This is a genomic window from Wolbachia endosymbiont (group A) of Icerya purchasi (assembly GCF_947251635.1).
Lineage (GTDB): Bacteria > Pseudomonadota > Alphaproteobacteria > Rickettsiales > Anaplasmataceae > Wolbachia > Wolbachia pipientis.
Map to the genome: position 1 here is coordinate 1,308,756 of NZ_OX366357.1, position 13,442 is coordinate 1,322,197.

Consider the following 13,442-nt stretch of genomic DNA (forward strand, 5'->3'; position numbering starts at 1 on the left):
AAGGTGTTTCATTTTTACCAAACATTTTTCTTACCTCTTTTACTAGCATATTATGTATTTTTTCCAATTTGCCATTACTACGTCACCTGAGAAAATAGTCATACACCGTCTTCCATGGAGGAAAATCTTTCGGCAGCATTCTCCATTAACAACCACCTTTCATTATATACCTTATTGCATTAATAATTGTTCTGATATTGTGCTTTCTTGGCCTCCCTATCTTTCCTTGTGCAACATGTGGCTCCAAAATTTCCCATTCCTTATCACTTATATCACTTGGATACAATTTTCCCTCCTATTTTTTACTTACACTATCATATTTTTTTCCTCATTCATTTTCAAGACATACTCTTAGACAACTGGACGTCAAGCCTATCCTAGTGCTGCATATCAAGCTCATACTCAGTATGTAAATCTTTGACCAAAGCTACAACGTATTCTTTTTGAACAATTATACTGATTTTGATTTCAGATGTTGTGATAGCAAGTATTTCTATCTTTTTTTCGCTTAAAACCTTGAGTGTGCGGTGCATCACTTCAGTGTTAGACATAACACCAATACCAATTATTGAAATTTTAGCTACATTATCGTTTATAGCATAATTTTCATTCTTATTCAGTAACTTTTCCATTAAATCAATATCAAATTTGGAGATAACAAAACTTGACCCATGTATCATATCAATTTTAACGTTTGCTCCTGCTATATCTCTTAAAGTACGCAAGTTATTTGCAAGGTTAGTGAAAGTTACAAGAGCTTCATTAGTGCTATAAGTTATTCCAGTAATTAAGTATCTCTCTAGTATATCCCTTTTGTGTAGTACTGTGGTGCCTTCTACTTCCTTAAAAGTGGATAGCACTTGCACTTTAATGTTATGTTTCATTGCAAGTTGTACTGAACGATTATGCAGTATTTTAGCACCAGATGACGACATTTCCAACATTTCATCGTAAGAGATAAATTTGAGCTTGCGTGCCTTTGGAACAATTTTCGGGTCTGCTGTATATATTCCATCAATATCAGTAAAAATTTCGCAAGCTCTAACACCAAAGGCTATCGCGAAGGCAACTGCTGATATATCAGAGCCTCCTCTTCCAAAAGTAGTGATTCTATCATCATTTATACCCTGAAAACCAGCGATGATCGCAGCAGTATAACCCTCAGCAAAAGATCTTTTCACACGTTCAATCTTTATTGTTTTTATTTTAGACTCAGAATAAAAATCATCAGTTACAATTGGTAACTGCCAGGCAAGCCATGATTTAGCATTAACTCCGATCGATTGGAGAGTGATAGCTAATAGACCGCAAGAGATTTGCTCTCCTGCTGAAAGCATAACGTCATACTCTGATAACTCTTGTCTGCAACTTAAATTTGAGATTTGTCTAGCCTGAAAAGCCATTTGGTCAGTAAATCCTGCAACAGCAGATACAACAACGATTACATTACAACCTTTCTCAATATCGTTTTTTATCAAATTTGCAACTCGGTTTAAATCAGTTAGCGAAGTCCCACCAAATTTTTTTATGATTATTTTGTCCATAGTTACAATATAACTCTCTTCTGAAGAAAAATATAGTTTTTGTAGAGATAGCAGCTTGCAAGCCATTTAGAAAAGGGAGGACAAAGCTATAGCTAACGCGTCATACCACGATTCATTCCATAGCTGTACGAACATTCATTTTTGAACGCGAATTCTGGATTAAAGGAGAATAGAAAAGGCAGAAAACAGGGTAAACTCAGCAGTTATAAAAAAATAGATGAGGTTACCCATGGAAGATATAACAAAACTGTTTTGTTTGGTCGATGATTTTTGCAGAGATATAGAGAAAAATTTTGCAGGCAAACTACTGCCAAATGGTAAAAAACCCACAAGAACAACGGAAATTGAGCACTCTGAAATCATGACAATAATCCTGCTATATCAACAATCTCCGTGTAAAAATTTCAAAACTTTCTATCTACATTACCTAACGTTGCTCTACAAATCAGAGTTTCCAAAGTTGCCTTCATATACCAGGTTTGTTGCTCTAAAGCCTAGGGTTTTGTGGCATTTAGCAATGTTGTTGCATTGGCTTTGTGGACAGTCAGAAAACACTGGAATTTCATATATAGACACAACTCCCATTGCAGTTTGTCATGCAAAAAGAATATCCAAAAACAAAGTTTTTGCTGGAATTGCAAAATTAAGCAAGAGTACTTACGGCTGGTTTTTTGGTTTCAAATTACATATGGTAATCAATGAAAATGGTGAAATTCATGCACTTACGCTAACAAAAGGCAATGTTGATGATAGGATACCTGTGCCAAATTTGACGGAAAAATTAACCGGCCTTTTGTTTGGTGACAAAGGTTATATTGCAAAAGAGCTTTTTCAGAAGCTGTTTGACCGAGGTTTGAAACTTGTTACCAAGGTGAAAAAAGGTATGAAAAATACATTAATTTCGCTAAATGAGAAGATTTTACTGAGAAAAAGGTCTATCATTGAGACTGTTTTTGGTTACCTAAAAAATAGACTAGAAATTGAACACACTCGCCATAGATCCCCTGTTGATTTCTTGGTTCATATCTTTTCTACTCTCATCTCCTATTCCATCAAATCCAAAAAGCCTTCTATTTCCTATACTTCCTTCCTTAATCCAGAATTTGCGTTTAAAGTACCTGGATATCTTACTGTTCCACAAATTGCAAAAATCCTCAACGTTACCACGCATTGGCTTTATGATAGAATCAATAATGGTCAAATTAAAATACGAAAAGATGATAGTAAAACCAGAGGTAAATATTTATTTAAAGATACACCAAAGACTGTTAGAATCCTTATGGATTTTAAACATGGTAAACTCAACAATCCAAATTTTTTATAGGAGTATCAATATGCATAATCAAAGCATCCTTTGATATCACCTTCTATAGTATTTTCTAAAATGAATGATAAACGTCTAAAATGGTATTACCAACTAAAAGGTGTAAGTCTGTACATTGATGCATTAGAGGTCTGAGGCGATTTTTGATGGTGTGCCAACAATGCTCTATCGGATTTAGATCAGGTGAATATGTTGGAAGATAAAGCAAATGACAGCCAAAAGACTCTATTAATGACTTTGTTTTGGGAGTTTTATGGAATGTAGCATTATCCATAACTATGGTTGTATCACGCTGTAATTGTGGAAGTAATCTTCGCTCTAACCATACATTAAATATATCTTTATTACACCCTCCTGTGAAGGTCATTGGTGCAATAAACTTCTCATCCACCTATTATACTCACTCTTTCCCGCTTTTTTTTTCTGGAACATCAGCATATATTTTTTCTCCTCTTGGAGCTCGTGCATATTCTCGGTATAGTCTATTATCAACTCCTGCTTCATCTATATATAAAATGCTACAGTGGTCTATTTTTGAGACTTTATCGATAAATTGCTGCCTATCTTCTTGATTGCGCTCTTGATAGAATGTGACTTTTTTTAAAGGTTATTTTTAGCTGTCTTAATCTATACCAAATTGCACTTATCCCAAAGCCAAGGTTTTGTTTCATTTCTGCTAGTGTGTGATCTGGGTGTTTTTTGACATATTCTTTGAGTATTTCTGGATCTATTTTTCGAATAAAACCAGTACTTTTTACCGCTTTGAGACCTTGGCCAGTAGCTTTCTTTTTTAGCCATCTATATAGTGTTGCTATCCCTATCTCAAAAACCTCTGCAACTTCAACCTTTGACTTTCCTTTTTCTACCAAAGACACTGCTTTTTCCCTTAAATCTACACTATATACCATCGCTTTCCCTACTTTAAAAAAACATATTATACCTTTATCATTCGCTTTTGAAAATACTATAGTTGCCCGATTCGCACTGATGCGTAGACTCAGATGGCAAAACATCTGGTTCAATAAGTTTTAGAACTCTTTCAGTTTCTTTCTGAAGGAATTCCTCTCCTTTTAAACAATATGACCGAAGACTTTCAGGTTGCACCATCTCAACAATCGTTTGAATACCTTTAGAATCTCTACAGAGAACATCAACAATGCTCTGCTTTTGAGAAGCAATATCAGGATCCTGAATGGGACTTAAAAAAGAAACATCTTCTATCTGATCAACACCAGTAAGGCCTAGCATATCATTAAGAAAGTGAATAAGAATGTCCTTGTTATTTACAGAGCCAAAAATACGCCGAAAGGCAAAGTCGTTCTTAGGATCGAGAAACTTAGAAATAGCCATAGCTAAAGTGCTTAGAAAAGATTAATAATTATACACTATTATTAACAACTATTCAATCATATTTTAAGCTTAACTTGATACTATAAACTGTGTCAAGCTGCCGCCTTGCCACCTCCTAGCACATTCCCATTTACGTTTTGCGCTTCTTTCGTTTCATCCATTTTAGTACTAGATTTTTAATATGCTATATGTAATACCACCAACTGCTAGTGCCACTGCTGTAACTATAGCTGCTGCTATCATTACGGACATCAATTCAACTGCAACTGTCCCGGTTGCAAAAAGTGTCACTGCTATAGCAGTACTGAGTGCTGCAGTTGCACAGCCGGCAATAATAACGTTTTTAATTGCCTTCTTTTCCAAAAACTGTTTTATATATCCGCTTTTGTCAAGATCCATTGGAGTTTTACCATCCTTATTTTTCAATAAAGGATCTGCTCCATTTATTATGAGAATCTCTACTACCCATTTGTTCTGAGTAGCAGCCAAATGTAAAGGGGTATTACCGTCTCTATCTACCGCTTTAATGTCTGCTCCTCTTTCTATTAGAATATTCAAGGTTTTGTTACTCCAGAAACCTGAGGCAACCACATGTAAAGGAGTCTTTTGCGACGAATCTGTTGCATTAACATTGATCCCTTCTACTTTCAGTAGAGCTTCTACTACCTCTTCATTGCTATTTTTAGCAGCTAAATGTAAAGGGGTCTCATCATCTTGATTTTTTACATTAACATCAATTCCCTCTACTCCCAGTAGAGCTTCCGTTACATTTTCTAGGTTATTACGAGCAGTTAAATGTAATAATGTACACTCATCCTTCTTCTTCCCCCAAAATAGATTACTGAGGTCATTAATAGCGTACAGGTGATTTACACCAAAATCAGCTTTTTCCCTCTCTTTATATTCATCTGAATATTGTGATAATTTCTCTCTAATTTTCTCAATTATATTGTCCTTACTTAAATTCCCTTCTTTATTAACTGTACTTAATATTTCTTCCCATTGCTTATAGTTCATTGCCATAACTTTACCTCTAATTTTAAATAGTATTTTAATTATCACCTATCACAGCAAGTAAAGTCAACTCCAAATGAATTCTTAATTTTGCTTAGTAAGCACACTAACTATGAAACAATCTATATTACCATCAAAAACAGAATTTATATTGCCCACTTCATGTCCGGTTCTTAAATCCTTCACCATTTGATATGGATGCATAACGTACGATCTGATCTGATTGCCCCAGCCTATATCGCATTTTTTACCATATTCTTCAGCCATTTTCTGTTCTTTTTTTTCCAGTTCAATTTGGTATAAACGTCCTTTAAGTAATTTTAACGCCTCATCTTTATTTCTGTGTTGAGAACGACCATTTTGGCATTGAACTATAACACCAGTTGGAATATGCGTAATGCGTACCGCACTTTCAGTCTTGTTCACGTGCTGACCGCCTGCTCCGGAAGCACGGTAGGTGTCGATCTTTAGATCCTTTTCATCCACAGCAATATCAATTGAATCTTCGATCACTGGAGTTACTCCTACACTTGCAAAACTGGTATGACGTTTACCATTTGCATCAAATGGCGATATTCTAACCAGCCTGTGAATTCCACTTTCACTTTTTGTCCACCCATAAGCTTTTTCTCCAACGATTTTTATCATTGCAGACTTTATACCAACTGACTCTCCTTCTAATTTTTCTACAACTTCAACTTTAAAGTTGTGATAAATTTCTGCCCACCTTATATACATGCGCATCAGCATTTCAGCCCAATCATTGCTCTCGGTTCCGCCAGCTCCTGAGTGGATTTCTAAAAAGCAGTTATTATTATCTGCTTCGCCAGTAAATAAGGATTCTGTTTCTTTACACTTGATTAATTTCTCTAGCTTAGCTAATTCATTTTCAACTTCAGAGAAAAATTCTTCATCATTTTCATCAATAGCAGACTTCATTAAGCTGATGGCATCGTTGTAATCGTTTTCCAGCTTTAAAAACGACTCTACGTCATTCTTAATTTTAGAACGTTCTTTTAAAACTTCTTGTGCTTTTTGGTTATCTTGCCATAGGTCATCATTCGACGCTTGGGAGTCAAGCTCTTCAAGACGCAACTTTAATTTTTCTATGTCAAAGACACCTCCTGATAAGAGAAATACTTTTATTTAAGCTTTGAAAGTGTTCAAGAATTTCTGGATAAGTTTTCATTATATTTTAGATTTTAATATATTTACTATCAATAACAATAACAGTAAACAAAATAGAAATTTAACCATATGATAGTTAATTTAAATAATTTCATTATACTTTAATGTTTAAGGAAATCAAGCGCGTATATTTATTAAAAAATAAGGTAAAGTAATGAATATTAAAATAAGTTCTCATTATGGTTTAGACAAAAAGGCTATTGATGACTTAATAGAGTCACTTGATAACGAGGAGCTAGAAAATGTTCATAATATTGTAAAAACGATAGACAGTGTTCAGTTAGCTTATTTTTTATCTACTTCGATCAGTGATCACAGGGAGAAATTAGTTAATATCATCGATCAACATTTGTTAAGTGATGCCCTAGTGCATGTAGTGCCAGATTTACAAATAGAGATCATAGAAACATTGGGAATAGAAAATACAGCAAAGTTACTAATGCTCCTTGATGTAGAAGATATAGTAACCATAGTGAAAGATTTAGATAGAAAGTCTGTAGAAAATATACTTTACTATTTGCCCAGCAAAACTCAGAAATCGGTAGAGGAGTTGCTATCATATCCAGAAGAAAGTGCAGGAAGGTTAATACATAAAGATATGGTTATAGCTCCATATTATTGGACAATAAATCAACTGACAGAATTTGTGTGCAACTATAAAAAAATACCAGAAAAATTTCACCAGATATTCATTATCAACTCAAAATTAGAGCCTATAGGCAGTGTTAATTTAAATAAGGTAATATCTCACTCAGGAGACACAATAATAAAAGAGATAATGGATCATGACATAAAAATCATTAAAACTGGAGTAGACCAAGAGGAAGTAGCAAGAATATTTAAAGATTACTCTCTATTATCGGCTCCGGTAGTAAATAAGAATGGTAAAATTATTGGTGTGATCTTAATTGAAGATGTGATAAAAGTTGTTCAACAAGAAACAGAAGAGGATGTACTCAAAATAAGCGGTGTATCTTCTAAAGCCGATATAAATGCCCCTATACATAAAACTATAATTAAAAGGCTACCTTGGTTACTGTTTAACCTCTTAGCTGCAACAATGTGTTCCATAGTAGTTGGCTTTTTCGATGATGTAATAAAAAGTTTTATAGTACTGCCAATAATCATGCCGATAATTGCATCAATGAGCGGAAATGCAGGATCCCAAACAGTAACGCTAACCATCCGGGCAATCGCAACAAAATATCTAACTGAGCAAAATGCAAAAAGAGTACTGATGAAAGAATTTTTAATAGGTCTTATAAACGGGGTGATTTTATCTACTATTTCACTCGTAGTATTAGCAATAAGGTTTCACAGCTTCAAAGTGGAGATGATTTTTGTGGTCTCCATGATCATGATGTCAATTATTGCAACGTTTATCGGAACTTTCATTCCTATAATGCTTCACCGTTTAAAGTCTGACCCTGCCGTTTCTTCTTCAATCCTAACATCGGCAACAACTGATATTCTCTCAGCTCTTATATTTCTTGGTTTAGCTACGATCTTTTTATTAAATAGCTGATACTATCTATAGCTATACCGCAATTTATTCCACAACTGTACGAACATTGCAATTTGCAGGCAATTTGCGTGGCAGATGGTGTCATCCGAGTAGCCCCTATGATGTCATGCCAGTGCTTGACACTGGGATCCAGAAAAGTTTGCTTGTAAACTAGTATGGAAAGTAGCTGATCTTACACTAAATGAATGTTTTTAATGAGGTTGCATAGAAGCTGGATTCCAGTTTCAAGCACTGGAATGACATCGTTTACTATGTGCCATATTGCAATGTTTGTACAGTTGTAGATTTATTCGCGGTATAGATTCCGCTAACGAGTAGCGGAATGACGGTTTTTCAAATTGTCGTAAGTCAGTTTAGCTATAATATCAAATTTTACCAACTATTTCTTTCTATTAAATAAGAATAAATTGCCTATACAAAAATAGATTGGCAATATTTCAAGTCTGCCAAGCAGCATTAAAAACGATAGAAATAATTTTACTCCATTACTGAAAGAGGAATAATTACCCGAAGGACCTATTAAATTACTAAATCCCGGGCCAGAGTTTGTAAGCGTTGCAGAGACTGAGCTGATGCTAGTTATAAAGTCTGCATTGCTTAAGTAAGACATCACTATTGATGAAATGGTAAACGTTAACATGAAAATTGCAAAAAATATAAAGACAGAGTGAACTTCATCATTCTCCAGGGTTTTTCCATTGAATTTTACCCTATCGCCTGCGCCTGGGTTCAATAAAAGGCGAAAGTGATTTTCTATAGATCTTAGAAAAATGATCAAACGAAAGATTTTGACACCACCACTTGAAGAACCGCTACATCCACCAACAAAGGTTAGAAAAAAAGCTAAGACTGAAATGAAACTCCAATCTATATGATTACAGATTGCATAACCAGTTGACGTAATCAAGGAAGTGATGGTAAATGTGCTGCATCTAAATGATAATGACACTCCTAAATCAACATTTTTATACAACCAAAAACAAGCGAATAAAGATGAGATAGTAGCTATCTTAACAAAGTAAGAGACCTGTTCATCATAGCAAATGTCTAACCGTCTTATAATTTTTAAATAGCTAAGAAAAGGCAGAGAACCCAAAATCATAAAAATGATCGTTATGACTTCTAACATAGGGTTATTATAGTGCCCTATAGAATCATTATAGTTAGCAAATCCACCAGTTGATACAGAGGACATTCCGTGGCATATTGCATCAAACAGTGGCATACCAGCTAGATAATAGGAAAATATACATAACAAAATTAGGCCATAATATATTGCCGTAACATGAATTACTACGCTTCGCGTGTTCGGCAACTTCCTTTTGGTAGCATCTGAATATTCAGAATAAAGTAAATTATTTAGGCTGAGAACCTTAAACATAGGAAAAACTGCAATTCCTATAGTTATTACACCAAAACCCCCCATGCCATGTAGCATTGCTCTCCATAGCAGTATTCCTGGAGATTGTTTTTCAATATCATTAAATATAGTTGCTCCTGTGGTTGTGATGCCAGATATCGTTTCAAACAATGCATCAACATAGCTCAGATTATCAAAATAGAAAGGAATAGCTGCAAACAGAGACAAGGTAATCCAGGTGCAACTAGTAATCGCAAAAATTGCCGGCATGCCATACAATCTACTTAATTTACCGAGTAAAATAAAAATTGCGCCAGATGTGCAGGTAATTATGAATCCAGCGAGAAAATTTTTCCATTCGTAGCTGAGATACTTATTGGTAATAGCAGGAATAAGCATTGCTAAGCTAAACAGCAATAGGAATATTCCCACAATAAATACAATTGAACGCAAATTTTGTAAACGTTGATGATTTTTCATAGAGTTACTTCCTCGCTATACAAAGCCATAAAAGCTACTCTAACGTCAAGCACTTTGTTGGCCTTTATTAACAGTTATTAACAGTATACTTGATTTACTTGTAAATATGTGTGATAATTAAATTTTTATTAGAGGTAAGATATAGTTGAATTAACTAATGCACAAGAAGAAATTCTAGATTCATTAAGACAGGCAGTCTGGAATGGCAATTTTCAAGAAGTCCAGAACGTACTCGACAATAATGAACATAATGATATACAAGTAGTTTTGAGCCACGAGGGGACTTTGACTAGTTACAAAGGTACCATTTAAATGATGTTATTGGCTGTACTAAAACTAGCGTTAACACTAAAGTAGGGATCATTGAACTAATTTGGCAGAAAGCTGATCAAGAAACTCGTGATTTTTTGTGTGATTACAAGGTAGTAAATTCTTTTGAAGGTCAACCATATTTTGTAGATACAATAGATGGTCTTAAACCCTTTCAACAAAAAATTGACCCTAATAACACAGAATATTCTGCTCTTGCACAAGTTATTCGAGAAATAGAAGATCACAAGTGGGTAAAGGATCTTTATTCCAATGCTCCTATAGTAACTAACACTATTACACCAACTACTGGCAACAAAACCCCAGAAAAGAACGAAACAACCTTCTGGAGTGAACACAAAGGGAAGATTTCTCTAGGTGTTGGTGGACTATGCGCAGTTGGTGCTATTGCAGCCTATGTGTTGGCGTATCCTGCAGTTGCATTAGCTTTAACAGTTTTGGCAGCAGTTATATTAATGGGTACTGGTATTGCTAAGGTTTTAGAAAATTCAAATGTAGAAAAACCGTTTACACAACAACAAGAAGTACACTAGGAACGCGAATTCTGGATTAAGGAAGGAAGTATAGGAAATAGAAGGCTTTTTGGATTTGATGGAATAGGAGATGAGAGTAGAAAAGATATGAACCAAGAAATCAACAGGGGATCTATGGCGAGTGTGTTCAATTTCTAGTCTATTTTTTAGGTAACCAAAAACAGTCTCAATGATAGACCTTTTTCTCAGTAAAATCTTCTCATTTAGCGAAATTAATGTATTTTTCATACCTTTTTTCACCTTGGTAACAAGTTTCAAACCTCGGTCAAACAGCTTCTGAAAAAGCTCTTTTGCAATATAACCTTTGTCACCAAACAAAAGGCCGGTTAATTTTTCCGTCAAATTTGGCACAGGTATCCTATCATCAACATTGCCTTTTGTTAGCGTAAGTGCATGAATTTCACCATTTTCATTGATTACCATATGTAATTTGAAACCAAAAAACCAGCCGTAAGTACTCTTGCTTAATTTTGCAATTCCAGCAAAAACTTTGTTTTTGGATATTCTTTTTGCATGACAAACTGCAATGGGAGTTGTGTCTATATATGAAATTCCAGTGTTTTCTGACTGTCCACAAAGCCAATGCAACAACATTGCTAAATGCCACAAAACCCTAGGCTTTAGAGCAACAAACCTGGTATATGAAGGCAACTTTGGAAACTCTGATTTGTAGAGCAACGTTAGGTAATGTAGATAGAAAGTTTTGAAATTTTTACACGGAGATTGTTGATATAGCAGGATTATTGTCATGATTTCAGAGTGCTCAATTTCCGTTGTTCTTGTGGGTTTTTTACCATTTGGCAGTAGTTTGCCTGCAAAATTTTTCTCTATATCTCTGCAAAAATCATCGACCAAACAAAACAGTTTTGTTATATCTTCCATGGGTAACCTCATCTATTTTTTTATAATTGCTGAGTTTACCCTGTTTTCTGCCTTTTCTATTCTCCTTTAATCCAGAATTCGCGTTACTAACATCACTGCATGAAGATATGCCACTATCCCCTGAATCGCGGCGTTGTTTGTTAGGAGTGCTATGAATGTTGTCTTCCATGAGTTTTTGCATTGTTGAGCCAAATGTTCTTCCAAGATTGCTACTCACTGTTTTATTACTATCATTTGCTTGAGAATGAGGTGCATTTCGCTCAAAAATTGCTTTTATTCCAGCAAATTTAGCTTGGGAAGATTTCGGAGGAACAGGTGGAGCAACTTTCTTAAGCTTTACTATTTTTTCTAACTCATTCTGCGACGATAACTTGGTCTCTGGTGCTCTTGGTGGTACCGGTGGGGCAACCATGCCTTTTGAGTTAATCTTTCCTTCATTTTTAGGAAAAATTTTTGGATTATCTTTTTCTACTGTAGTATTCATTTTTTTACCTCTAAGCCTATTAACTAGTAGAATTATAAACTTAGAGGTATTAATTTTGTAATAACGATGCTAATAGGTTACCGCAGTTTCAATAAACATCACCAGAGGATTCTCTATATAATGCTTAAAGGCATTTAAAAACTTTGCTCCGAGTGCCCCATCAACTGCTCTATGGTCAACAGAAAGTGTTACTGTCATTATTTCTGCTATCTCTATTTTCTCATTCATAACAATTGGTTGTTTTTTGGATGCACCAACTGCCATAATGCAAGATTGCGGCGGATTGATTATAGCACTGAAGGCTTTTATACCAAACATCCCTAAGTTGGAGATAGTAAACCCTCCTCCTTGAAACTCTTCAGGTTTCAATTTTCCAGATCTTGCTCTGCTTACTAAATCTTTCACTTCTTTTGATATAGATAAAATACCCTTTTTATCAGCATTTTTTACTATAGGAGTAATTAGCCCATCTTCAAGTGCCACAGCGATTGAAATATCTATATTTAAATATCTCAGTATTTTATTATCTATCCACGAAGAATTTATATAAGAAAATTTTTTCATGCTGAAAGCTGCAGCTTTTATGATTAGATCATTAATTGTTACTTTATTGTTTTCATCTGCTGAGTTAATCTCGTTTTTTAACGATATTAACTTATCAACCTGGCAGTCTACAGTTAAATAAAAATGTGGAACATTCTGTTTTGATTCAGTCAGGCGCTGTGCTATCACTTGGCGCATGTTGCTTACTTCAACTATGGTATCTTTCTCAGGACTTTCAGTATGTATACCACTGCCTAAAAACTCCAACACATCAGCCTTAATTATGCGACCATATGGTCCTGTACCTTTTAATTGCTGCACATTAACCCCTTCATTTTGAGCTATTTTCTTAGCTAATGGGCTTATTTTTATTCTACCTTCTGTTGTCTTAGTATCTTCTTCTTTTCTAGATCCCAGTGTCAAGCACTGGGATGATATTGAAGAGTTGGATGACATTGGATGGTTGGATGATATTGAAGAATTGGATGATATTGAAGAGTTGGGTAACATTGAGGAATTGGATGGCACTGAGGGATTGGTTTCAACTTCTTTCTTAGCTTCAATATTGGTAGCAGAAGCTGAAACATAGTTACCGAGTGCACTTTCATCTTCTCCTTCTTCCAGCATTAAAGCTATCGGTTGATTTACAGGCACGCCACTTGTTCCTTCTGTTACTAAAATTTTTGCTAAAACTCCTTCATCTACAGATTCAAACTCCATTATGGCTTTATCAGTCTCTATCTCAGCAATTACGTCGCCTACTTCAACTTTGTCTTGTTCTTTTTTATGCCACTTTACAATTTTTCCTCCAGTTTTGCTCATTGTCGGTGAAAGAGCAGGCATTAATATTTCTATAGGCATTGATTTTGCATTTAAAGATCTATT

The 13,442-nt window shown here is 34.9% G+C and carries 13 protein-coding genes and 2 pseudogenes; 4 read left to right on the forward strand and 11 right to left on the reverse strand.

Annotation, left to right across the window (positions count from 1 at the left end):
• Positions 1-145: 145 nt before the first annotated feature.
• A complete protein-coding gene (locus OPR17_RS07515) occupies positions 146-286 on the reverse strand; it encodes a transposase (RefSeq protein WP_406828531.1) in 141 nt (46 codons plus the stop codon).
• Positions 287-377: 91 nt separating this feature from the next.
• The gene (locus tag OPR17_RS06895; RefSeq protein WP_265021626.1) at positions 378-1,544 is read right to left on the reverse strand and encodes an aspartate kinase; all 1,167 of its coding nucleotides are present in this window, start codon (positions 1,542-1,544) and stop codon (positions 378-380) included.
• 141 nt (positions 1,545-1,685) lie between these two features.
• On the opposite strand from OPR17_RS06895, the gene OPR17_RS06900 reads away from it, so the two are divergent.
• Both OPR17_RS06900 and OPR17_RS06905 read left to right on the forward strand, forming a co-directional pair.
• A complete protein-coding gene (locus OPR17_RS06900) occupies positions 1,686-1,811 on the forward strand; it encodes a hypothetical protein (RefSeq protein ID WP_265021627.1) in 126 nt (41 codons plus the stop codon).
• A pseudogene (locus OPR17_RS06905) lies at positions 1,774-2,637 on the forward strand (IS982 family transposase); the annotation flags it as partial. The gene OPR17_RS06900 and the pseudogene OPR17_RS06905, both read left to right, overlap by 38 nt.
• Positions 2,638-2,923: 286 nt before the next feature.
• On the opposite strand, the gene OPR17_RS06910 reads toward OPR17_RS06905, so the two are convergent.
• The 5 genes and pseudogenes from OPR17_RS06910 to prfB all read right to left on the reverse strand — a co-directional run bounded on the left by OPR17_RS06910 (position 2,924) and on the right by prfB (position 6,421).
• Complete coding sequence (locus OPR17_RS06910) at positions 2,924-3,259, reverse strand: transposase (RefSeq protein ID WP_265021628.1); 336 nt, start codon at positions 3,257-3,259, stop codon at positions 2,924-2,926.
• A 169-nt stretch (positions 3,260-3,428) separates the two neighbouring features.
• Entirely contained in the window at positions 3,429-3,776 is a 348-nt protein-coding gene (locus OPR17_RS06915; RefSeq protein ID WP_022626382.1) for an IS630 transposase-related protein, read from the reverse strand.
• 196 nt (positions 3,777-3,972) lie between these two features.
• Positions 3,973-4,218, reverse strand: a pseudogene (locus tag OPR17_RS07675) (PD-(D/E)XK nuclease family transposase); the annotation flags it as partial.
• Between the two features lie 168 nt (positions 4,219-4,386).
• Positions 4,387-5,235 carry an ankyrin repeat domain-containing protein gene (locus tag OPR17_RS06925; protein ID WP_265021630.1) on the reverse strand — a complete coding sequence of 283 codons (849 nt, stop codon included), beginning with the start codon at positions 5,233-5,235 and terminating at the stop codon, positions 4,387-4,389.
• A gap of 81 nt (positions 5,236-5,316) precedes the next feature.
• A protein-coding gene (gene prfB, locus OPR17_RS06930; RefSeq protein ID WP_265021631.1) for a peptide chain release factor 2 occupies positions 5,317-6,421 on the reverse strand; the annotation gives its coding sequence in 2 pieces (ribosomal slippage) (positions 5,317-6,345 and positions 6,347-6,421; 1,104 coding nt in all).
• Positions 6,422-6,574: 153 nt separating this feature from the next.
• Between prfB and mgtE the strand changes: the two genes are divergently transcribed.
• Positions 6,575-7,945, forward strand: a complete 1,371-nt coding sequence (mgtE, locus tag OPR17_RS06935; RefSeq protein WP_265021632.1) for a magnesium transporter — start codon at positions 6,575-6,577, stop codon at positions 7,943-7,945.
• Positions 7,946-8,324: 379 nt separating this feature from the next.
• Here the strand turns inward: mgtE and OPR17_RS06940 are convergent, their stop codons facing one another.
• Positions 8,325-9,785 (reverse strand): TrkH family potassium uptake protein, encoded by a 1,461-nt coding sequence (locus OPR17_RS06940; RefSeq protein ID WP_265021633.1) that lies wholly within the window; start codon positions 9,783-9,785, stop codon positions 8,325-8,327.
• Between the two features lie 407 nt (positions 9,786-10,192).
• Here OPR17_RS06940 and OPR17_RS06945 point away from each other — a divergent pair, with 407 nt between their 5' ends.
• Positions 10,193-10,648: a hypothetical protein gene (locus tag OPR17_RS06945; protein ID WP_265021634.1), complete on the forward strand. Its 456-nt coding sequence runs from the start codon at positions 10,193-10,195 to the stop codon at positions 10,646-10,648.
• Here the strand turns inward: OPR17_RS06945 and OPR17_RS06950 are convergent.
• From OPR17_RS06950 to OPR17_RS06960, 3 genes are all read right to left on the reverse strand, one after another.
• The gene (locus OPR17_RS06950; protein ID WP_458694332.1) at positions 10,604-11,530 is read right to left on the reverse strand and encodes an IS982 family transposase; all 927 of its coding nucleotides are present in this window, start codon (positions 11,528-11,530) and stop codon (positions 10,604-10,606) included. The genes OPR17_RS06945 and OPR17_RS06950 overlap by 45 nt on opposite strands.
• The gene (locus OPR17_RS06955) at positions 11,493-12,014 is read right to left on the reverse strand and encodes a hypothetical protein (RefSeq protein WP_265021635.1); all 522 of its coding nucleotides are present in this window, start codon (positions 12,012-12,014) and stop codon (positions 11,493-11,495) included. The genes OPR17_RS06950 and OPR17_RS06955 overlap by 38 nt, the downstream gene beginning before the upstream one ends.
• A 69-nt stretch (positions 12,015-12,083) precedes the next feature.
• Positions 12,084-13,418, reverse strand: coding sequence for a pyruvate dehydrogenase complex dihydrolipoamide acetyltransferase (locus tag OPR17_RS06960; RefSeq protein ID WP_265021636.1), 1,335 nt, complete (start codon positions 13,416-13,418; stop codon positions 12,084-12,086).
• Positions 13,419-13,442: the final 24 nt, after the last annotated feature.

What these genes read in the sequence shown, in the direction of transcription:
- OPR17_RS06895 (WP_265021626.1), bottom strand. Translation starts at nt 1,544, where the DNA reads ATGGACAAAATAATCATAAAAAAATTTGGTGGGACTTCGCTAACTGAT.
- OPR17_RS06915 (WP_022626382.1), bottom strand. Translation starts at nt 3,776, where the DNA reads ATGGTATATAGTGTAGATTTAAGGGAAAAAGCAGTGTCTTTGGTAGAA.
- OPR17_RS06925 (WP_265021630.1), bottom strand. Translation starts at nt 5,235, where the DNA reads ATGAACTATAAGCAATGGGAAGAAATATTAAGTACAGTTAATAAAGAA.
- mgtE (WP_265021632.1), top strand. Translation starts at nt 6,575, where the DNA reads ATGAATATTAAAATAAGTTCTCATTATGGTTTAGACAAAAAGGCTATT.
- OPR17_RS06940 (WP_265021633.1), bottom strand. Translation starts at nt 9,785, where the DNA reads ATGAAAAATCATCAACGTTTACAAAATTTGCGTTCAATTGTATTTATT.
- OPR17_RS06950 (WP_458694332.1), bottom strand. Translation starts at nt 11,530, where the DNA reads ATGGAAGATATAACAAAACTGTTTTGTTTGGTCGATGATTTTTGCAGA.
- OPR17_RS06955 (WP_265021635.1), bottom strand. Translation starts at nt 12,014, where the DNA reads ATGAATACTACAGTAGAAAAAGATAATCCAAAAATTTTTCCTAAAAAT.
- OPR17_RS06960 (WP_265021636.1), bottom strand. Translation starts at nt 13,418, where the DNA reads ATGCCTATAGAAATATTAATGCCTGCTCTTTCACCGACAATGAGCAAA.